The organism is Pseudovibrio sp. FO-BEG1 (assembly GCF_000236645.1).
Lineage (GTDB): Bacteria > Pseudomonadota > Alphaproteobacteria > Rhizobiales > Stappiaceae > Pseudovibrio.
Map to the genome: position 1 here is coordinate 3751880 of NC_016642.1, position 21829 is coordinate 3773708.

Annotated in this window: 18 protein-coding genes and 1 tRNA gene; 11 read left to right on the top strand and 8 right to left on the bottom strand. The window is 52.4% G+C overall.

Annotated elements, in window-relative coordinates:
* Window positions 1–59: 59 nt before the first annotated feature.
* From clpP to PSE_RS16835, 5 genes are all read right to left on the bottom strand, one after another.
* Window positions 60–695 (bottom strand): ATP-dependent Clp endopeptidase proteolytic subunit ClpP, encoded by a 636-nt coding sequence (gene clpP, locus PSE_RS16815; RefSeq protein ID WP_008547009.1) that lies wholly within the window; start codon window positions 693–695, stop codon window positions 60–62.
* Window positions 696–1042: 347 nt separating this feature from the next.
* Entirely contained in the window at window positions 1043–2389 is a 1347-nt protein-coding gene (tig, locus tag PSE_RS16820) for a trigger factor (RefSeq protein WP_014285959.1), read from the bottom strand.
* Window positions 2390–2623: 234 nt separating this feature from the next.
* A tRNA-Leu gene (locus PSE_RS16825) sits at window positions 2624–2706 on the bottom strand.
* Between the two features lie 246 nt (window positions 2707–2952).
* Window positions 2953–3312 (bottom strand): hypothetical protein, encoded by a 360-nt coding sequence (locus tag PSE_RS16830; protein WP_208609004.1) that lies wholly within the window; start codon window positions 3310–3312, stop codon window positions 2953–2955.
* A gap of 199 nt (window positions 3313–3511) precedes the next feature.
* Window positions 3512–5032: an NAD(P)H-hydrate dehydratase gene (locus tag PSE_RS16835; RefSeq protein ID WP_041768635.1), complete on the bottom strand. Its 1521-nt coding sequence runs from the start codon at window positions 5030–5032 to the stop codon at window positions 3512–3514.
* Window positions 5033–5243: 211 nt separating this feature from the next.
* Here PSE_RS16835 and PSE_RS16840 point away from each other — a divergent pair, with 211 nt between their 5' ends.
* The 4 genes from PSE_RS16840 (at window position 5244) to PSE_RS26770 (ending at window position 10295) form a co-directional block, all read left to right on the top strand.
* Window positions 5244–5693 (top strand): type III secretion system chaperone, encoded by a 450-nt coding sequence (locus PSE_RS16840; protein WP_083793192.1) that lies wholly within the window; start codon window positions 5244–5246, stop codon window positions 5691–5693.
* A 13-nt stretch (window positions 5694–5706) separates the two neighbouring features.
* Window positions 5707–6999 carry a protein kinase gene (locus tag PSE_RS16845; protein WP_014285961.1) on the top strand — a complete coding sequence of 431 codons (1293 nt, stop codon included), beginning with the start codon at window positions 5707–5709 and terminating at the stop codon, window positions 6997–6999.
* A gap of 217 nt (window positions 7000–7216) precedes the next feature.
* Window positions 7217–8548 carry a protein kinase gene (locus tag PSE_RS16850; RefSeq protein ID WP_041768636.1) on the top strand — a complete coding sequence of 444 codons (1332 nt, stop codon included), beginning with the start codon at window positions 7217–7219 and terminating at the stop codon, window positions 8546–8548.
* Between the two features lie 112 nt (window positions 8549–8660).
* On the top strand, window positions 8661–10295 hold the full coding sequence (locus PSE_RS26770; RefSeq protein ID WP_014285964.1) for a protein kinase: 1635 nt from the start codon (window positions 8661–8663) through the stop codon (window positions 10293–10295).
* A 24-nt stretch (window positions 10296–10319) separates the two neighbouring features.
* Here the strand turns inward: PSE_RS26770 and PSE_RS16860 are convergent, their stop codons facing one another.
* Entirely contained in the window at window positions 10320–10775 is a 456-nt protein-coding gene (locus PSE_RS16860; protein ID WP_041768637.1) for a VOC family protein, read from the bottom strand.
* A gap of 397 nt (window positions 10776–11172) precedes the next feature.
* Between PSE_RS16860 and PSE_RS16865 the strand changes: the two genes are divergently transcribed.
* Window positions 11173–11511, top strand: a complete 339-nt coding sequence (locus PSE_RS16865) for a P-II family nitrogen regulator (protein WP_008547261.1) — start codon at window positions 11173–11175, stop codon at window positions 11509–11511.
* Window positions 11512–11631: 120 nt separating this feature from the next.
* On the top strand, window positions 11632–13041 hold the full coding sequence (glnA, locus tag PSE_RS16870) for a type I glutamate--ammonia ligase (protein ID WP_014285966.1): 1410 nt from the start codon (window positions 11632–11634) through the stop codon (window positions 13039–13041).
* Window positions 13042–13225: 184 nt separating this feature from the next.
* On the opposite strand, the gene PSE_RS16875 is transcribed toward glnA, so the two are convergent.
* On the bottom strand, window positions 13226–13822 hold the full coding sequence (locus PSE_RS16875) for a YceI family protein (protein WP_041768638.1): 597 nt from the start codon (window positions 13820–13822) through the stop codon (window positions 13226–13228).
* A 168-nt stretch (window positions 13823–13990) separates the two neighbouring features.
* On the opposite strand from PSE_RS16875, the gene PSE_RS16880 reads away from it, so the two are divergent.
* The 4 genes from PSE_RS16880 to PSE_RS16895 all read left to right on the top strand — a co-directional run bounded on the left by PSE_RS16880 (window position 13991) and on the right by PSE_RS16895 (window position 17871).
* Window positions 13991–14416, top strand: a complete 426-nt coding sequence (locus PSE_RS16880; protein ID WP_014285968.1) for a MarR family winged helix-turn-helix transcriptional regulator — start codon at window positions 13991–13993, stop codon at window positions 14414–14416.
* Between the two features lie 706 nt (window positions 14417–15122).
* Window positions 15123–15503, top strand: a complete 381-nt coding sequence (locus PSE_RS16885; RefSeq protein WP_014285969.1) for a VOC family protein — start codon at window positions 15123–15125, stop codon at window positions 15501–15503.
* Window positions 15504–15696: 193 nt separating this feature from the next.
* Window positions 15697–16950 (top strand): tyrosine--tRNA ligase, encoded by a 1254-nt coding sequence (gene tyrS / locus PSE_RS16890; RefSeq protein ID WP_041768639.1) that lies wholly within the window; start codon window positions 15697–15699, stop codon window positions 16948–16950.
* Window positions 16951–17109: 159 nt separating this feature from the next.
* The gene (locus PSE_RS16895; protein ID WP_014285971.1) at window positions 17110–17871 is read left to right on the top strand and encodes a class I SAM-dependent methyltransferase; all 762 of its coding nucleotides are present in this window, start codon (window positions 17110–17112) and stop codon (window positions 17869–17871) included.
* On the opposite strand, the gene PSE_RS16900 is transcribed toward PSE_RS16895, so the two are convergent.
* Window positions 17864–21034, bottom strand: coding sequence for an AsmA-like C-terminal domain-containing protein (locus tag PSE_RS16900; RefSeq protein WP_208997967.1), 3171 nt, complete (start codon window positions 21032–21034; stop codon window positions 17864–17866). The two genes, PSE_RS16895 and PSE_RS16900, sit on opposite strands and share 8 nt — an antisense overlap.
* 295 nt (window positions 21035–21329) lie before the next feature.
* Here PSE_RS16900 and PSE_RS16905 point away from each other — a divergent pair, with 295 nt between their 5' ends.
* The gene (locus tag PSE_RS16905) at window positions 21330–21827 is read left to right on the top strand and encodes a peroxiredoxin (RefSeq protein ID WP_008547082.1); all 498 of its coding nucleotides are present in this window, start codon (window positions 21330–21332) and stop codon (window positions 21825–21827) included.
* The last annotated feature ends 2 nt before the right edge of the window (window positions 21828–21829 follow it).

Below are 21829 nucleotides of genomic sequence, written 5' to 3' on the forward strand. Positions count from 1 at the left end.
ACGCAAAGTTCATTCCCTGTTAAAAAAACTTGCGCGCGAGTTACTTTTAAAAACCGGCTTTAAGCTGGCTCGATAACGTTCAGGCTCTCGCGATTTTCAATAACGTTATCAATCAGACCGAACTCTTTCGCCGCATCTGCACTCATAAAGTTATCACGCTCAAGCGCTTCTTCAACAGCTTCAAGAGTCTGACCTGTGTGAGAAACGTAAATCTCATTGAGGCGACGCTTCAGCTTCAGAATTTCCTGTGCATGCAGCATAATGTCTGCCGCCTGCCCGCGGAAACCACCGGAAGGCTGGTGAACCATTACCCGGCTGTTTGGCAGAGAAAAGCGCATACCTTTTTCACCAGCAGCCAGAAGCAAAGAACCCATGCTTGCAGCCTGACCGATACAAAGAGTTGAAATCTTCGGGCGGATAAACTGCATAGTGTCATAAATAGCAAGACCACTAGTGACAACGCCACCCGGGGAATTGATATAAAGCGCAATCTCTTTGTTCGGGTTTTCCGCTTCCAGATAAAGCAACTGGGAACAGACCAGCGTCGCCATTGTATCTTCCACAGGACCGGTCAGGAAGATAATGCGTTCCTTGAGCAACCTTGAGAAGATGTCATAGGCCCGCTCACCCCGGTTGGTTTGTTCTACAACCATCGGCACCAGGCTGTTCGTAAAATACTCAACAGGATCGGTCATGCGTCATCCATTTTAAATATGCAGAAAGCTTATTAAGCTCGGTAACTTATCCGGTATCCCGGCAAGCCTGCAAGAAACTTATGTCGAAAAAAGCAACATGCCCACCCACGGGATGTCGCCCTTGTCTTAAAGGCACTTGCCAAAAGGTAAAGCCACAAGGTTTATGGAGTGTTTCCATAAGGCCTGATAGTCTTATCCCAATTATAAGGGAGCTTAAAGGCCACATTAGCCCTATGCACTTAAGACGGCTTTAGATATTTCGGCTTTCCACCTCAAATTTCAAGATCTCAAAAAAGAAAAAGGGGGCACAAGGCCCCCTCTCCGCAATTCTCGGAAAAATTCGAGAATTAAGCTTCGTCTTCGTCCTGAGCCAGCAGCTCTTCTTTGGACACGACTTTGTCGGTAACTTTCGCGAGTTCCAGAATGTAGTCCACAACCTTCTCTTCGTAGATTGGGGCACGCAGGGAAGCGAGAGCCTGTTCGTTGTTCTTGTAGAATTCGAACACCTGCTGTTCCTGACCTGGGAACTGACGAACGCGGTCGAACAGAGCTTTCTGAACTTCTTCGTCGGTAACCTGAACTTTGTTCTGCTCACCAACTTCAGAAAGAACCAGACCGAGGCGTACGCGACGCTCAGAGATCTTGCGGTATTCAGCTTTAGCTTCGTCTTCAGTAGTTTCTTCGTCTTCGAAGGTCTTACCAGACTGCTGCATGTCAGCTTCAACCTGCTTCCAGACGCCTTCAAATTCTGTTTCCAGAAGTTTTTCAGGCAGCTCGAAGGAGTACTCTTCGTCCAGCTTGTCGAGAAGAGCGCGCTTCACTTTCTGACGGGTAGCTGCACCGAACTGGCTTTCGATCTGGCCGCGAACGATTTCTTTCAGCTTGTCCAGGGACTCAAGACCCAGCTTGGTTGCCATTTCATCATCAATGGAAACTTCGCCTGGAGCTTCAATGCCCTTAACGTCGATGTCGAAGGTTACTGCGCGACCAGCAAGGTTTGCTGCGCCGTATTCTTCAGGGAAGGTCACGTCGATGACTTTCTTGTCACCGATTTTCATGCCAACGATCTGCTCTTCAAAGCCTGGGATGAACTGACCAGAACCCAGAACCAGCTGACCGTTTTCGTCTTCACCACCGTCGAATGGCTCGCCGTCAAGCTTACCAAGGTAGTGCATGGTTACACGGTCACCGTCTTCAGCAGCAGCGCCTTCTTCGCGCGCTTCAAATGGACGGTTGGATTCAGCGATCTGCTTAACCTGCTCGTCGACTTCGTCTTCAGCGATTTCAACGATTGGGCGCTCAAGTTCGATCTTTGCGAAATCTACCAGTTCAAACTCAGGCAGAACTTCGTAAGTCATGGTGAAAGCGAGATCTGCTTCACCTGCCAGAACTTTTTCAGCATCGTCTTCAGGAAGATCGATTTCTGGCTGAAGAGCTGGCTTTTCTTTGCGCTCTTCAATGGTCTTAGCAGTGGTTTCGTTGATCAGGTTACCGATCAGCTCAGCCATTGCCTGACGGCCATGGATCTTCTTAAGGTGAGAAACTGGAACTTTACCCGGACGGAAGCCGTTGATGTTAACCTTGGACTTCATGTCGTCCAGATATGCATCGAGGCGGGTCGCCAGATCCGTCGCCGGGATAACGACTTTGAGTTCGCGCTTTAGGCCCTCGGCCAGGGTTTCTGATACCTGCATTGGTCTTTGCTTCGTCCTTGATTTAGGACGTGTAACGACAAACCAAAATGGTTTGCCCCAGTACGGAAAACAATCACCAATTTCGAAGGAAGAGTTTGCGCTTGAAGGGGGATCCCCTCAGCTCTTATCCGCCTGGCGAAAAGGTGAGCATAAACCGAACTTCGACAACGCCCTCAACTTTTCCGTTTCCGATAAGCTACGGTCGTTTATCTATGCACCGTATCACCGGGGATATGGTGCGGCTGGAGGGACTCGAACCCCCACGGTCTCCCGCCAGAACCTAAATCTGGTGCGTCTACCAATTTCGCCACAGCCGCGTTGGAGGGGTAGCTAAATGGGAACCCGAGAGAAGTCAACCACCTAATGCGCTGTTTATGCCCAGTTCTCGGTTTTCCACGCCATTTCTACCTATGAAACTGTGCATTACGCCTATCTGGGGCTCATTTCTCATAGGGCCCTGCCTGTTTCACACAGGCCTGAAACCCATTTCCTGCGAAAGAGATAGCTCGCACGCTGTTTTTCTTTTTTAGCTCCTGACGCATTCATTCAGCAGCTGACAGCCATCATTCGCAAAGGGGCGTCAGCACACGCTGCATAAAAGCCGCGCCTTTGTCTGTCAGATACAGCTCCCGGCGGCGACCATCCGTCTTATCTGCCTCAACACGGGCATAGTTATGTCCGCCGCGCACATCCTTATGCCCCTCACACCAGTAATAGATGTTTCGGGTTGCGGTGCCGGACTGGTAGCCAATCTTCTTTTGCAGGCTGAGAGGATGGATCTTCACCCCCTCCTCCTGATGGGCCGCGATCTCGAGCAATGTCAGAACCGTTGAGACCTGCATCTTGGCATCATGGTCTTTGAACGGTGTCAGCGCCTCGATAATCTGGCGTAGGGCTGCAGAGTGCTGTGTCGTCTTGCTCATGTAAATATCCGTCGTAATCATCCGGAGGCAGGCACAACCACACGCTCCGCGTGCATTACCCACCTCTTTCTCGCATGCCTATCGCATTGCTTGCTTCACTAAATGATACGCATCATCTTTTGCAGATTAATTATCACAAAAATTGATGATTCCCACCAGATATCTCAGAAAGACAACCTATCCCTTGGGCTGGGAGACCCTAAAAGTCTCCCAAAAACTGAACCAGCTCGGTGATCACATCCGGAATATGCGAGATCAGATCCTCAGCAATAAGCCCCGCCCCAGCAATCTCCGCGGCGCGCCCATGCACCCACACACCTTTGGCCGCCGCTTCATAACCACCGAGCCCCTGAGCCAGATATCCCGCAATCACGCCTGCAAGCACATCACCAGAGCCCGCCGTCGCAAGCCACGGTGTACCGCTGGCATTAATAGAGACATTGCCTGCCGGATCAGCAATGACGGTATCTGCGCCTTTAAGCACCACGACAGCACCGGCCCGCTTGGCCGCCTTCTGGGTTCGCTCCACTTTGCAGTAGGTAGATGTTGGATCATAAAGATCAGGGAACAACCGGCGGAACTCCCCTTCGTGAGGTGTCAGAACAACCCGCCCAGCGCTTTCACTCTCCGCGATATACTCAAACAGATGTTCCGGCTTTTCTTCAAAGGACATCAGAGCATCTGCATCCAGCACCACAGCCCGCTCAGAAGACAGGCACTCCGCAACACGCTCTTGCGTTTCCCGGCCAATGCCGGCAGCAGGCCCGATCACCACGGAGTTGAGCCGCTCATCTTCCAAAATACGCTCAAAATCAGCAATACGCTCTGCGGGGCGGATCATTACACTCGTCAGATGCGCCGCATGCACAAGCGCTGCCTGCTCTCTCGCCACAACCGTTACAAGGCCACTGCCCGCCCGCTGCGCGCCCAGCGCGGCCAGACGGCTGGCACCGGTAGAGAATTTCGGCCCACTAACGACAACCGTGTGCCCCCTATTATATTTATGACCAGCCACAGCAGGCTGATCCGGAATGTCGCCCCAGATCTTGTCGCAATTATAAAAGGCCGTGGGACCGACCTTCTCCAGCACTTCATCGTCCAGACCAATCTGCTCAACAACAATCTCACCGCAATGCGCTCGCCCCGGATAAAGATAATGCCCCGGCTTGGCGCGGAAGAAGGTGATGGTCATATCAGCATGAACGGCCTCGCCGAGCACCTCACCGCTTTTGCCACTCACGCCGGAGGGAAGATCAACAGCCACACACTGCGCCGGGCTCTCGTTGATCTGCTGAACCAGATCCAGAACCTCATCATCCAGCGGACGTGACAACCCTGCCCCGAACAGGGCGTCGACAATCACATCGTCTTCGCCCAGCTCTTCCAGCGCCGCCCGCATGTTATCCATTGAGGTTAAGTCAAGATCCATCTCGTCATAGGCCAGCTCCGCATCGCCTTCCAGCGTCTCCGGATCACACACCAGCCCGACAGAAACATTAAAGCCCTCATTGTCTGCCAGCTGCGCCACAACAAAGCCGTCGCCCCCATTGTTGCCGGGGCCGCAAAACACCAGAACGCGGGAATAAGGATGCAGAATCTGGCGCATCACCTCAAACACGGCTTTGCCCGCGTTATGCATCAGTTCAATGCCAGGAAAGCCACCTTCAATTGTCAGGCGATCTGCCTTCTTCATCTGCAAGGGTGTCAATAACTCATGCATAAAGCTCTCCAATTCCCTATCCGACAGGTCTTGTGAAATTTATTACCCATTATCCCTAAGAATTTGGTTCATCATTACCCAACTGCCGCCACGGTTTTTTCGATCACGAAAATTCACAAAACTTGAGCTAGTGCTAAAAGGCACAGATTTCAGAGGGACTTCCTGAGTAAATGTTGATACCAGCGCACCACTTTGGGAAAACAACGAAAACATGCACGAGAGACGAGCCCATTACGACCAGCTTCTAACTGCTTTCGCACGACGTCTGGGTATGACCACCCAGCCTGATAATGGACTATTCCTTATCGAGGAAGCAAATGGTAGCCGCTGGTCAGTCGAACTCAATGAAAGCTCCGATCTCGTTTACATTAGTACCAGTCTCTTTCTTGCAGAAGATAAAAACACGCTGAAAGCGGCATTGGAACTCAATCAGAACGTGGAACTCTTGCGTGGAGCCTTCCTCGGCCTGTCTCAATCTGGCGACCTGCAACTCAACGCACAGGCAACCTTACAGTTCACAGATGACCTTGCTCTGGAGAACACACTGGTCAACCTGATGCAAATTCGTGAGCAGGTATGCGCACGGCTTTCTGAAATGAAATCCACCCAAAGCTCCCCAGCCGTTCAACCGGACTGGAGCACGACGTCTATTCGCCTGTAAAGGTTTCTCACCCATGCATTCCGTCAACTCTCCCAAGCATACTCCAGTTGATCAGAGCCAACTCCAGAACGACGTAAGTGCACAACGAAACTCTGCTCCAGAAAAATCAGAGAAGTTAGAAGCACGCGGCGTGACCGCGGATGTACAAAAAAGTTCAACCCAGCCAACAACAAGCAACGCAAAACCTCTGGACACCGCCGCAACTGAAACGCTTGCAAACCGGATAAAGCCACCGAGCGCAGACAGTTCCCAAACCTCAGCACCAACATCTTCCTCTGCCCCTTATGAGGCAGACCGCACCGCACTGGAACAATCCGCAAAACGCCTGGGCGCAGGTGCTTTCGGAGACGTCTATCTGATCAAGCAGGACGGCAAGTCCTTCGCATTCAAGGTGGCCAGCACGGAAGCCGGTTGGGAAGCGTTGCAGCGCGAGGCGAAGGTTTACAGCGACATTGCCAAAGTCGGGCCACATGACAATGTGGTCAAGAGCATGGGCATTGTGGAAGTTCAGGGCGTACAAGGCTTGGCCTTGGAATACGTGGAGGGCTGCGAAGCGGGCAAGCTCTTCACCACCGCAGAGAATTTGTACACCAGCAACAAACTCAGCCACTCCCAGTACTGGGGCACCGTGCAGTTCATCATGCGTGATGTGCTCAGCGGCGTACAGCATCTGGCAAAAGCTGGCATCAGCCACGGCGACATCAAGGGCGGCAATCTGCTCTATGATAAAGAAAGTCAGGTGATCAAGATCGTTGACTTTGGCAGCGCTGCTGCAATCGGCAAAGACCCAGTTTCCATTGGCACCCCATCTCATTCTGCACCGGAAGCGCTCCTGTCACTTCCACAGCAAGAGGGCGAAAAACCCCGTGCCAATGCAAAGCAGGACACCTTCGCCGTTGGCCAGATGACCTATCGCGCAGGCGAGCATGCTGAAAACCTGTTTGGCGCCAAGAACAACGGCGATCAGGCAGCCCTCAGCTATTCTATGCATTCCAAGTTGAACGACATGGCACGTCACGGTGAAACACTCGAGTATCAGGCACTCCATGAAACCAGCGATCCACAACTGGCAGGAACACCCGGCCACTTTGGCAAAGGTCGCGAAACAGCCTATGTTGAGTTTGTAAACCTCTCCACTCTGCTCGAAATCGATGTCCGTGGCACAGCAGAAGAGCTCCTGAAAACCAACTTCATCTCAGACCCACTGTGTCAGCCAGATGAAGCCCGCCAGGTGATCTCAGGCCTCATGACCAAGATGGAAGAAGACCATCAAGCCGAACTCGCCGCCCTCATGGGCCGAGCCTGACAGACACCAACCTGACAAACCTAAGAAGCCGGCCCTTTGGTCGGCTTTTTTGTTGGGCAGTTCATCTTGCCTTCATTTGACAAAAATCCCGCCCTCACACCTAAGCCCCTCTTAACAATCATAAAAGATACCAGTGCTCAGCGGCTCAAAATCACAGCGCCCTGCACGAACTCCCATGCATAATTGAAAGGCAAAAGAGCCAGCACCGGAGTGATCCATGCCAAAAGTGACGGGAGATGGAAACGAGCCCCCACCCGACCTTCCACCCGAGGTCGATAAATGGGCGGATCAAATGTGCGACCTCCTCGGCGTCGATCCGCAGGAGATACCGGAACCTGATGAGCCTATAGAAGAAGCTGGCATCGGCGACAGCTGGCTTAAGCCTCCGCCATCAGAGACCGGAGATGAGGACAGCTGGCTCAATGCTCCAAGTTCCAAGCCCGAGCTCGACAGCTGGATGTACGACACAGACCCCACAAACCTCGTGGACGGAGCTCAGGCACTGCAAGTTGACACCAGCAAACTGGAAAATATCGGCAAACGTCTGGGTGCCGGAGCATACGGCGAGGTCTTCCGCATCAAAGAAGATGGCAAGGACATCGCTTTCAAAGTTGCACACACCCTCGAAGCGCAGGCCGCCCTTGAGAAAGAAGCCGAGATCTACGAAAAAATCGCAGCAGCAGGCCCACATAAAAACGTCATTGCCTCCCAGGGCATGCGAGAGGTGGAAGGCATAAAGGGGCTGGCGATGGATTATGTTGAGGGCTGCGACGCCAGCAAGCTCTTCAGCGCTGCCGAACGGTTCTACAAGCAAAACAAGATAAGCCACACCGAGTACTGGGGCGCGATCCAGAACATGCTGAGGGAAGCATTGGAGGGCATAGAGCACATCACCAAGGCAGGCGTCAGTCACAGTGACATCAAAAGCGGCAACATGCTCTTTGACGAGAAGACCCAAACCCTCAAACTATGCGACTTTGGCCGCGCCGCAATCATAGGAGAAGACCCTGCCACCATAGGCACTCCCGCCCTTTCCGCACCAGAGGCCATCAAAACCTTACCGCTGGAAGGAGTTCCCGGCGAAGACCAACGTCCTCGCGCCAATGCCAAACAAGACACATTCGCCGTGGGCCAGATGGCTTACAAGTCAGGAGAAAAATCCGAACATCTATACGGCGCCAGAAACCCGGGCGATACCCACGCCCTCACCTATATGCTCTGCACAAAGATCGAAGAACTGGAAGCTGCAGGCAGGGATAAAGACTACCGCGCGCTCAACCCCACGGATGATCCCAAACAGGCCGGAACAGCAGGTCACTACGGCAAAGGTGGCAAAACCGCATATGTGGACTTTGTCAACGAAGCCACCCTCATGGACATTGGCGCTCGCGGCTCAGCAGAAGACCTGCTGGCCAGCAAGTTCCTCTCCGATCCTTTGCTCCAGCCAGAAGAAGCTCAGAAAGTCCTGTCAGGCCTCATCACACGTATGAAACAGGAGGAAGACGCCGAAAAGGCCGCGCTCAACAAGTCAGCCAGCAAGAAACAGTGAGACACGGAAGCTTCAAATACATTTTAATCGCATCCCTCCAATTGGATACACTGGATCAACATCTGCGCTGACTACACTGAAGGGGTGAACACAACCTCTGAAGACCGGCAGCATGACCAAACCTCCGCGCCCCCTCCAGACACCAACAGGTACCCCCGCCAATCAGGATGCCCAGATCGGCATATGGGCCGACAACGTCATCACCCTCCTCGGCCTCAGTGAAACTCCCCCCGACAGCGGACAAACAGAACCCGACTTTGGCCAGCCGCCCGTCGCAAGCCGGTTCACCGTATCGGATGTTGTAGAGGACAGCTCTTCAGAAGAAGAGAGCGACGACGAGTTGGAACCAACACCAACTACTACCACCCCCACCAGCCGCTTCACCATCAGCGACGTTGTCGAAGACAGCTCCTCTGAAGATGAGGAGAGCGAAGACGAGCCTGAACCAACCACAGCAGCAGCCCCTACCAGCCGCTTCACCATCAGCGACGTCATAGAAGACAGTTCCTCTGAGGACGAGGAAAGCGAAGACGAGCCTGAACCAACCACAGCAGCCACTCCAACCAGCCGCTTCACCGTCAGCGATGCTGTAGAAAACAGCTTCTCTGAGAATGAGGAAAGCGAAGACGACCTAGAACCAACACCAACCACAACACCACCTCCCATCAGTCGCTTCACTGTAAGCGATGTCAATGAACCCAGCTTCTCCGAGGATGAGGAAGGCCCGTTGGCGACCCTGCCGCTTCCTTCCGACAACCTCAAACGCGCTAAACGGCTGGGGGCTGGCTCTTTTGGGGAGGTCAGCCTGTTCACCGATGAGCAAAATGGCAAGTCCATTGCGTTCAAGACGGCACGATCTCAGAAGGGTAAAGACGCCCTGCAGAAAGAGGCGCAGATCTACGGTAAGCTCATGGCCGCCGGTCCGCACAAGAACGTGGTGCAGTGCTACGGCATGCACGAGATCGACGGCGAGACAGGCCTTGCCATGGAGTATGTGGAAGGCTGCGAGGCAGATGACCTCTTTCAGGGTGCGGAAGAACTCTACCGCGACAACAAACTCAGCCATGCCCAATATTGGGGTGCACTACAATTCATGGCCAATGAAGTGATCGATGGCCTGAAGCACATAAACGCAGCTGGCATCAGCCACAACGACATCAAGGGCGGCAACATCCTGTTCGATCAAAACAGCCAGTCTCTCAAAATCGCCGACTTCGGCTTTGCAGGTGTCATCGGCGAAGACCCGCTAGACTTCGGCACACCTGAGTACTCCAGTCCGGAAGCCATCGCTGCAGCCTTTGAAGATGAGGACAAACGCGACCGCCTGGACGACAAGCAGGACGGCTACGCTGTGGGGCAAATGGTGTTCGGCGGCGGCGAAGGTGAGTTCAATCTGCTGGATGCGCCCGATTGCGACAACCCTTACGCCTTTGCACTCCATGTTGTCCGCAAACTGAGCAACTCGAAAAGCCAGAATTCGGGAGCCGATGAAAAAGACAGCTCAAACAGCGAGTACAAAGCGCTTAAGCCGACAGATGACCCGGATCTGGCAGCCGAACCCGGTTATTACAATGAAAGCTATGAATCGGAGTACGCCCGCTTCGTCAACAATGCCATGCAGATTGATCCCAAAAAGAGAAGCAGTTTGGACGACATGCAGCAAAGCGAGTTCTTAAAAGACCCGCTCCTCCAGCCAGAAGATGCCAAAGGCGTGCTGGAACTCATCCGGAAACAAAGCAGCTCCTGATCTACGCCGAAAAGGCTCAAGCTTCTAACGGTTGGACTTGGGCTTCCCGGTCCCCTTAGTCTTCTTCAGCTCCTCAGGCCGCTCATCACTGGCAATCACCACATCCTGCGGCTGAGAAAGCTCAATGAGGTTCCCATCCGGGTCTCTTATATAAACGGACAGAATGGGCGAACTGGCCCCTGTTCGGAATACCGGCCCCTCAACAATGGTCACAGACGCAGCACCCAGCCGCGCAATGGCTGCATCAAGGCTCTCCACCAGAAAGCACAGATCAGCCGTGCCCGGCATTTGCTCCTTGGCCAAAGGCTCCTGCGAAACATCAATGGGCTGAAGGTTGATTTTCTGCTGGCCAAAGTGCAGCGCCCGCCGCCCGCCTCCGAATATGATCTCCTCCATACCCAGTACATCCTGATAGAAACGACTGGTACGTTCAACATCATGAACGGTAAGCACGACATGGTCGAGAGAAACCAACCTCATCACTCGCTCCTTTAAACGCGCTCCTAAAAAAGGACCTGATCAGAACGCGTGAGAAACTGCATCAGCTTTTGCTACTCCAACCATAACCCTGCCTTGCATAAGGAACCAACACCTAGTTTCTGGCGAGATGAACAAAACGTACACTGCCTATTTTTTAACCATCCTGCGCAGTGTTTGTGCACCAGATATATTTCAGATGCACTTTCCCATTATTATTGAGGGAGCGAAATGCCCGCTTTTGTGGCTTTTTAAGAAAATTTCAAAACTGGCACGGTTTCTGCATTCATATTTCCGTAAGTTTTGAATCGCGAACTTTCTGCACACGTAACGGTCATTCTATAGAGCATGCCAGACCAGACGCGGTGCAGATACAAGACGAACTGAGAGTGTGACGACCATGAAGAAAATTGAGGCGATCATTAAGCCGTTCAAACTGGATGAAGTGAAAGAAGCACTTCAGGAGGTTGGCCTTCAGGGGATCACCGTTACCGAGGCAAAAGGTTTTGGCCGCCAGAAAGGCCATACGGAACTCTACCGCGGCGCTGAATACGTGGTCGACTTCCTGCCAAAGGTGAAGGTGGAAATCGTACTCAATGACGATCTTGTCGACAAAGCTGTCGAAGCTATTCGCGACGCAGCACAAACCGGTCGTATCGGTGACGGTAAAATCTTCGTCTCTTCCATCGAAGAAGCCATCCGTATCCGTACCGGTGAGACCGGCGAAGACGCCGTTTAAGTAATTCCTTAGGGATAAATGGGGGACCGGTGACGAGTTGGGGGGAACAGTCCCGCGTAGTTTGGTCTTCAACAGTATAACACGACGCCACTGGCGAATTTATAAGAGGAATAGGAAGTTATGACGACCTCCGCTGATGTCTTGAAAGAAATCCAGGAAAAAGACGTAAAGTTCGTAGATCTTCGTTTTTCTGATCCGCGCGGCAAGCTGCAGCATGTCACCATGGATATCTCCCAGGTGAATGAAGACATGTTCGCTGAAGGCGTTGCATTTGACGGTTCTTCCATCGGTGGTTGGAAAGCAATCAACGAATCCGACATGATGCTGATGCCAGATCCGGAAACAGCGCACGTAGACCCATTCTTCGCACAGTCCACCATGTCCATCTTCTGTGACGTTCTCGACCCACGCACAGGTGAAGGTTACAACCGTGACCCACGCATGACTGCAAAGCGTGCAGAAGCCTACGTGAAAGCATGTGGCGCCGGTGACACCGTGTTCGTTGGCCCGGAAGCTGAATTCTTCATCTTCGACGACGTTCGCTTCGCAGCTGACCCATACAACACCGGCTTCAAGCTGGACTGTTCCGAACTGCCATCCAACATGGACAGCGAGTACGAGTCCGGTAACCTCGGTCACCGTCCACGCACCAAAGGCGGTTACTTCCCGGTTCCTCCAATCGACAGCTGTCAGGACATCCGCTCTGAAATGCTGACCGTTATGTCCGACATGGGCGTAAAAGTTGAAAAGCACCACCACGAAGTGGCAGCTGCTCAGCACGAACTCGGCATGCAGTTCCAGACCCTGACCACTTGTGCTGACCACATGCAGATCTACAAGTACGTGGTTCACCAAGTTGCTCACGCGTATGGCAAGTCCGCAACCTTCATGCCTAAGCCAGTCTTCGGCGACAACGGCACCGGCATGCACTGCCACTTCTCCATCTGGGACGAAGGCAAGCCAACTTTTGCTGGCAGCCAGTATGCTGACCTTTCCGAAAACGCTCTGTACTTCATCGGCGGCATCCTGAAGCACGCGAAATCCCTGAACGCGTTTACCAACGCGTCCACCAACTCCTATAAGCGTCTGGTACCGGGCTATGAGGCTCCAGTTCTTCTGGCATACTCTTCCCAGAACCGTTCTGCATCCTGCCGTATTCCATTCACCTCTTCTCCAAAAGGTAAGCGCGTTGAAGTTCGCTTCCCGGATCCAACAGCAAACCCATACCTGGCGTTCGCTGCACAACTGATGGCTGGCCTTGATGGTATCAAGAACAAGATCCATCCTGGTGATGCAATGGATAAGAACCTGTACGATCTGCCAGCAGAAGAACTCGCCGAGATCCCAACTGTTGCAGCATCTCTGCGTGAAGCTCTGGAAAGCCTCGATGCAGACCGTGAGTACCTCAAAGCAGGTGGCGTATTCGACGACGACCAGATCGACGCATACATCGAACTGAAGATGGAAGAAGTTCTGCGTACAGACATGACCCCTCACCCAGTTGAGTTCGACATGTACTACTCCGTCTAATTTATGAAGGGGCTGTTTTAACTCCAATGCACCCCGGGCGTATCCCCAAGCGGATACGCCCATCCAAAGCAGTCCCGTCATTTAGACACAATAAAACCCCGACTGGCCCCAGTCGGGGTTTTGTTTTTTAAAAGAGCACGCAGCTCTGATCACATCAGACGATACAAAGCTGCATCAAGCAGGCTTACCAGCCGCCCTCACGCATCTCAGCAGAGATCTCCAGACGCACACGGTCACTGGTCAGCGGCGCAAACATGCCCACACCAAAATCACTACGCAGGATCTCACCTTTACCCTCTACGCCAATCCACTGGCCCTGATAGTAGTCAAAATAACTGCCAAGCGGGTGCGGACCATTGTGATTGAGCTTAAAGTCCAGCTCCACCGGATGCTTCTGGTCCTTGATGGTCAGATCTCCCACCAGAGTGACACCGGTCGCACTGGTTTGCTTCACGCTCGTGGAAACAAAGGTAATCTCCGGGTACTTCTCTACGTCGAAGAAGTCAGAGTTCTTCATATGCTCATCCAGCGCCTCTACACCCGTATCAATGCTGGCTGGGTCAATGACCACGGAAACTTTTGTCTCTTCAATCTTTTCCGGATCAAACTCCACGTCGCCACTAACAACCTTCCACTCACCGGACTGTTCACTCAGGCCCGCATGGTTGTAGTAAAAGCGCACCTCGGTGTGTGTCGGGTCAAACTTGTAGCTTGCAGCCTGCGCCGATGCGGTGAATGCAAGCGATGCCGCAACAACGGCAAATTTTGTGAAATGCTTCATGCTGCTTCCTGCCTCATATCCCTGTCTGCCACATAAAAACTGTAGCTTTTCATAGGCGCACATACATTAACTTATTGATTTATAGTCAATTAATGTATATGCATGTATATACATCTAAATGAATAGAAACACGTTTCAAGTCCTGAATGCGAAAATAACGAGGATGTGATGTCTGTCAGCAAAGAGTCAGTCTCTCTCTGGATCGCCCTGAACCGGGTGCAAAAGACCATCTACACGGAGATTGAGAGCGCCTTTAAAGCAGAAAGATTTCCCCCTCTGTCATGGTACGACATCCTCTGGGAGTTGGAGAACGCTCCCGACGGCCTGCGCCAGTTCGAGCTGGAGGAACGTGTCCTCTTCCAGCAGGCCAACCTCTCCCGCGTCATCCAGTCTCTCGCTAAGGCCGCACTGGTCGAAAGCAAACCAGCCCCAAAAGACAAACGCGGCAAGACCCTCTACATCACCGGGAAGGGAAAAGACCTCCGCGCCCAGATGTGGCAGACCTACGAACGCATGCTGGAAGAAAAGCTCGACACAAAAGTCAGCACAGACAACGCCACGCAACTGGCAGAAGCTCTCAAAACACTGCTTTAGATTTTTTCAGCGACCATGGGAGGCTGGTACCAAAAGGCTTTCTAAGAGCGTCACAACAGCCTCAACACAGCAACGCAGAAAAACACAAAAGAACGCAAACCAACGCACATATGAGCGCAAGGGGAATATGTCATCACCCCGTCACGAAACTGCGTTTAAGTGCAGCGAGGTTATCAGCAACTGACCGTGCTGATTAGACCCGCATACCTTTTAAAGGCGACCTTCTAAGGTCGCCTTCTTTTTACACTTTTTCAAAAAGTGAAATGATCAGAGCAATCCGGTACTAACTATTTTCTCCCCCTTCTCTTGAAAGAAATGCCGACCGTTCCTACGTTAGGAACAGGTCAACAAAAGGAGAGCCAATGACTCCACCGGACCTGCATGTTGTACGGTGTTTATAAAGGCAATTCGGCACTTATGAAGACCCTCTGCAGGATGCCACAATATATCGGCACTACAAAACGGCCTGAACGACTGAGCGTCATCAGGCGGTAAGCAAGGATCGAACCCGGACGTACAAGGGCGAGAAATCATATAAGACGCCCAAGCATATAGCCTTGAAACGGTAAATCGCGGCGATCCAACCAGAAAAGCAAGACCCCGTTAGAGCCTTCGAGAAGGTCACGGGGTTTTCTTTTGGCCATTGCAATGCATTTGGCACTCTCTAAAATATACTATTCACATTCATATTTTAGAGATTCTGGTGATGACAACAGCCGATACAATTGAACTTCTCCCCACGCTACCTTCCCTCAATATTCAGGAAACAAAGGCGTTTTACGCAGGTCAGCTGGGCTTTACCAATGTCGTCTATGAGCGCGATGACTTTCTGATTCTGAGAAGAGACAATCTGGAAATTCACTTCTGGCTCACTTCAGAAAAGCACCTCTGCGAAAACAGCAGTGTGTATTTTCGCGGCGGCCCAATCGCGGCTCTCCACGAAGAATTCCGCAAACTCGGTCTTCCAGAAGACGGCAAAAGCGAACCCCGCCTCACCCCACTCGCCAAACGCCCCTGGGACATGGAAGAGTTCTACATCCACGACCCACACGGTAACCTACTGAAATTCGGGCGCATTCCGCTCTAAACCTCATAAGAGCCACTGCGCCACACGCCGTTGCAGCACTGCTCTCTCACAGCAACCACACAATTTACTCGCACAATCCCAAACACCCCGCATCCCTTTTGGGCTTTCCAGAAAAAACGAGTGAATCCCAGCAAAAACTCAGGTATAGACCTTTCAACTTGGAAATACTCAGTAAATTGAACAGGCTTGACCAATGAGCTCATATAAATCCGAATTTATGCGGACAATGGAAGAACGCGGTTTTCTGCACCAACTCTCCAACGCCGAAGGGCTGGACGAGCTGTGCGCCAACGAGACCGTCACCGCATATATTGGCTTTGACTGTACCGCGAGCAGCCTGCACGTCGGCTCCCTCGTGCAGATCATGATGCTCTATTGGTTCCAGCAGGCTGGTCACCGCGCAATCACCCTGATGGGCAGCGGCACCACACGCGTTGGCGATCCAACTGGTAAGGATGAAAGCCGTAAAGTTCTGACCGATGAAACCATCGAAGACAACAAGAACGGCATCAAGCAAGTCTTTGAAAAGTTTCTGAAGTTTGGTGATGGTCTATCTGACGCAATGATGATGGACAACGCCGATTGGCTCCTGAAACTCAACTACATGGACTTCCTGCGCGACGTAGGCCGCTACTTCTCTGTCAACCAGATGATCCAGCGCGACAGCGTGCGCCTGCGTCTGGAACGCGAGCAGCATCTGTCATTCCTCGAGTTCAACTACATGCTGCTGCAGGGCTACGATTACCTTGAGATCCACCGCCGCACCGGCTGCCGCCTGCAGATGGGTGGCTCTGATCAGTGGTCCAACATCCTCTCTGGTGTAGACCTCGGCCGCCGCTTGGCAGACAAAGAACTCTTCGCTCTCACCACACCGCTGCTGACCACCGCGTCCGGCGCAAAAATGGGCAAGACCGCTGCTGGTGCCGTATGGCTCAACGCTGACATGCTCAGCCCCTACGATTACTGGCAGTTCTGGCGCAACACCGAAGATGCTGACGTAGAGAAGTTCCTAAAACTCTTCACCATTTTGCCAATGGACGAAATCAAGCGTCTGGCAGCTCTGGAAGGTGCTGGCATCAACGAAGCTAAGAAGGTTCTGGCAACCGAAGCAACCGCCCTGCTCCATGGCCGTGAAGAAGCTGAAAAAGCCGCAGAGACCGCTCGCAAGGCCTTTGAAGAAGGCGCGAACGCAGCTGGCCTGCCAACCATCGAGATCGCAGCTGCAGAGCTGAACGCAGGCATCGGCATCCTCAACGTGTTCGTAACCGCAGGCCTGTGCACCTCCAACGGTGAAGTCCGCCGCAATATCAAAGGCGGTGCTGTTCGCATCAACGATAAAGCGGAACAGGATCACACACGCGAGATCACCGAAGCAGACCTGACCGACGACGGCGTTATCAAGCTGTCCCTCGGCAAGAAAAAGCACGTTCTTGTCAAGCCTGTCTAACCGACTGACAGCACAAAGAATTCAGAGAAGCCGGGTCACAACACCCGGCTTTTTCTTTGCTCACAAAACAGCGCAAGTTTAACCAATTACGCGCAGAAACTTGCACTCAGAACTAGGCTCCTTCAAGTACCCTCTACTCAGGAATGACGGAGCAAATCCATGGTCCTGCAGAACTGGAACGCACAGCAGTATCTCAAACACGCCGCCTATGTCCCCGACTTCGGACAGGATGCGCTTGAGCTGCTCTCTGTAGAACCGGGAGAAATCATTCTGGATCTTGGCTGCGGTGAAGGCACACTGGCAGCGCAAATTCAAAACCGCGGCGCACTCGTCACCGGCATAGACACCGCAGAGGACATGCTCAGGCAAGCCGATGAAAAAGGCATCAAAACCCTGCTCATGTCCGGCGAAAAGCTTGAGTTTGAAAATGAGTTCAACGCTGTCTTCTCCAACGCTGCCCTTCACTGGATGCAAGACTACAAAGGCGTCATTCGCGGTGTTGTCAAAGCCCTGAAACCGGGAGGACGGTTTGTAGGTGAAATGGGCTGTGACCGAAACTGCCGGATCATCCGCTCTGCCATGGAAAATGTGTTTGCTGAGAACAGAGATTTCGGTCCCTACAAAAGCCCCTGGATCTTCCCATCTCCTAAGACCTACATGCACGCCCTGAAAGAGGCAGGGTTTTCGCTCACCTATCACACGGAGATAGAACGCAGGACGCCACTGGAAACGGGTATGAAGGGCTGGTTGGAGCTCTTTACCGGCAGCCTCACAGAAGAGCTCAGCGAGGCACATAAAAAACGGTTTTACAAAGAGACGATCAAACGCCTGAAACCGGATCTCTACTCAAAAGAAAACGGTTGGGAAGCAGACTACGTGTGCATGCGCTTCGCAGCCTACCTCCCTGTCAACACTACTTAAATTCAAAGATACGGCGGAACACGCCCGGTGCAATCGCTGAGACCGGATTGACCTGAAACTGTGGCTTCTCGAAAGTACCATCCAGCTTGTAAGTCACACCAAACAGCCCTTCATCAGAAGATCCACCACCAAGAATGAGGCCAATCACAGGCAGTTTGGCAAACAGGTTGTTCAGCGCATAAGCCGGTACAAATGTACCTGCTATATCCAGCTTGCGGCTCTTCAGATTAGCATTGCCGCTAAACGTCCCACCAATAATCGCACCACTCAGCGTTCCTTTGGAAACATTCAGCGTATCGCCATTACGGGAGAACTGCATGCGCATCTTCTGGAACGATGCCTCACCAGAGTTCACCGCAGCCGAGTAGACTTCACTATTCCGCGACCCACGAATTTCACGAGGCTTAATGCCCTTCAACGCCTTAATGGCCGGATCTTCTGTAATAGAGAAGTTCGTCACAGTCAGCTGACCAGCCCAGTTGGTATCACTCGGCATCTGAATATCAACACGTCCGCTACCACCACGCATACGCGGGAAGATGTCCATGAAGCGCAGGAACTCACCGGTGTTGTTCAGCTTGCCCTTCGCAAAACGATGCTTACCTTCGCCACCAACGGTGAAGTTGAACTGACCACGACTGGAGGTCGCTCCAGAGACTGTCAGGTCGACCGGGCTCTCACCGCGGAACAACCCGTCTACGCGCACGTTAGACGCCTGAACGCCTCTGTAACCGATCAAACGGCGGAAGCTCAGATCAACCTCAACAACATCTCTCCTGCCTTTGCCAGCAGAAGAACCACCATCGCCGCCAAAACTATCCAGCAGGGCACGACCATCAAAGCGCTCTGCATTCAGCACGACCTTGTAGCCACCCCCACGACGCGGGCGAACAGTCATCTTCGCATTATCATTCGGACGCAAGTTGAAAGCGGAGAAATCAGCCAGAGACAACTTGCCACTGCTATCAATCTTCAGATTGCCACGCACTTCCACTCCCTCAGAGAGGAACGAGAAGTTATGCAGTGTCTTGGCATTGCCCGAGCTGGTCACACGGAAACGTGCAGTTGCACGAACGCCGGGAACTTTACTCCAACCAACTTCCCTCACATTGATGGAAGCTTTCGCCAGATCCAGCTCAAACACCTGCGCACCGCCGCTATCCTCATAGCTGACCTTGATCGGACCCTTGATGTAATCCTGTAGATCAACGCCGTAGTCTTTCAGATCCTTGGCATTCGCAACAAACGTGACACCCTGCCGATCCTCACCACCACTACCATCCCGGCTGGTGCTCAGATCAATCTCGGACTGGAAGCCGTTGAGCTTGCCCTTACCTGTAATCAACGTCTGTTTCGTATCTGCCTGAACAATAAGATCTGCGTTTTCAATGGTCTGACCTGAAATCTTCGCTTTGCTGGTAAAGTCTTTCAGATCAAGATTGGCTCGCCAGTCAACGTCCTTGACTTTCAGGTTCTTAGCAAGCGGGAACGATGCCTCAACGCGTACCTCACCTGTTCCGGAAAGATCCGCAGGCACGACGCTAAAGCCGTCCAGTGCGTTGATCGGCTCAGAATCTGCGAGGACACCCAGATCATCTGCCCGGCCCGTCACAACAACAGAAAGTTCCGCTGGCTGGATACCGGGCCCTGCAATCTTCTTGATGGCAAACTGAACTTCCGGAACCTTGACGATATTACCATCCTGCATGCGGAAGTGGCCATTGGTGCCGGAGATTGAAAAGTCTTCGTTTTCAATCTTCCCTGATCCAGTCAGGTCACGCACCACAGGAAGTGACTTCAACGCCTTGATAGAACCATCAATCACATCAAATTTCGCTGTCAGCCCGTTCCCCTGCCAGGCAGGCGTTGCCTTATCACCATCAAAAGCTGCAGGCCCAAGCGCCAAGTCCAGGTACACATTATCAACACGGCCAGGACCAAGATGGTTGATCAACCAGTCGCGGGTTTTTGGAGCTGTAATCGTTGGCCAAACCTGCAGCACCTCACCAAAGCTCAGGCTTGGGGTGTAAACAGAAAGAGCCAAAGATGGTCCCGGCTTACCATAATAGAAAGAACCAGCGACATTGATGTCCGCATCAAGACCAACGGCCCGTGCTCGCTCAATTGAGATCAGAGAGTTGGCTGGATCAAACGAGCCAGACGCATACGCATCCGGGAAAAGCAGTGGCGGCGAGTTCACATCCGCAGGTGCCAGTACGATCTCTCGAGAGCCCAGAGAATAGTTCCATTCTGCCCCCTCAGTGACAGGTGGCTGCAACACACCGCCAAACACCACGCGCGTATTCTTGCGGCGCAGATATGACCGACCAACGATAATATCCGGAGTATCGCGCTGCAGTTTCAGATCCAGGTACGCTTCATCAACGGTGATGGAGTTGTCTGGTGCAGTGCGGATGAAGATCGGAGACGTCCGCACATTCATATCTGCGCTGACAAACTCACCAGTTGCCCAAAGCTCAGCGTTGGCTTCAACCGACAAGCGGGTACTTGCTAGCTTATCATCGCGCGCAAAACTATGTGTCGGCAGCAGATCACGCAGAGAAGCCTCACGCAGATTGACGGAGATGTTGCGAACACCCGTTTCAGGCGTAACGGTCCGTTTCAGATCCCATGACCAATCCCCTTCACGGCCCACAATCTTCGCATTCACAGCAAAGGAAAGGTCATCCAGCAGTACCGCATTTGCATCAATGCCATCAGCGACGAACTCTTCCCCTTGAGTGTTAATCACCAGCCGACCATACTCAATCGCAACCTTTTCCAGGTGCCAGCGTTTGAGTTCCTCAACTGCAATCACACTGAACTTGTCAATCGCAACAACACGGTTCTGAACCCGTGGCAGAGGCTCTGAGCCGCTTGCCAGCCGAATGGTTGCAGATGGGCGTTCAAGCGCCACACTGGTGATCTCCAGATCACCCGTCAAAAGACCGGAGAGATTGATGCCAATCTCAGCCCGGGGCAGCAGAACAGTCGCAGCTGTGCGCCCTTTGACACGAATGAGAGAGTCTTCAAGAATGATGCGGCTGCCATTGTCCCCAAACAGGTCAAACTGGGCACTGCCGACCGTGACATTCAATGCCTTGCTTTCAAACTGACGGATCGCCCAATCCACCAGATAAGGCACAGAAACCGGCCCGCTCATCAAACGGTAACCGCCAAAACCAATCGTCAAAAACAGAAAAACACAAACAACGCCCCAGACAACGCGGCGCTTAAAACGGCGTGTAACCGAAGAGCTTTCAAGCTCTGCTGAATTCCCAACATCAACAGCCAGAATCTTATTCCCTGTTTTAGTAGTCCGTTCGAGTATGCTCGAATCGTAACCTGCGCTAGCATCGCGTGATCACAGGTGCTCTGCAAGATAAATTACTTATCTACACCATGTAGAAAAACGCAGTCCTGAGAGACAAATTGCACACCCCAGGAGCAAATAAAGAATGCCTGATACAAAAGATGCGACACCTTCCTTACCGCTGGAAGGAATGCCGGCACCGGATTTCTCCTTAGCCACAGATTCGCAAGGACAATTCATTTTATCAGAACAAACTGGCCAGTCAGTCGTTGTTTACTTTTATCCTAAAGATGACACGCCCGGCTGCACTAAGGAAGCAATTGCCTTTACCGAACATGCGGCTGAGTTTCAAAAACACAATGCTGTTATCATTGGCATTTCGCCCGATACAGCACTAAAGCATGACAAGTTTAAGGCGAAACACGGGCTAACTGTCACACTTGGGGCAGATACCGACAAAGAGGTCTGTGAGGCCTACGGCGTCTGGGTAGAAAAAAACATGTACGGAAAGAAGTACATGGGCGTTGAACGCTCGACGTTTCTCATAGATAAAACGGGCAAGATTGCCAAGATCTGGCGCAAGGTCCGCGTTCCCGGCCATGTCGAAAAGGTCTTGGAAGAACTGAAGAGTTTGAGCCAGTAAAG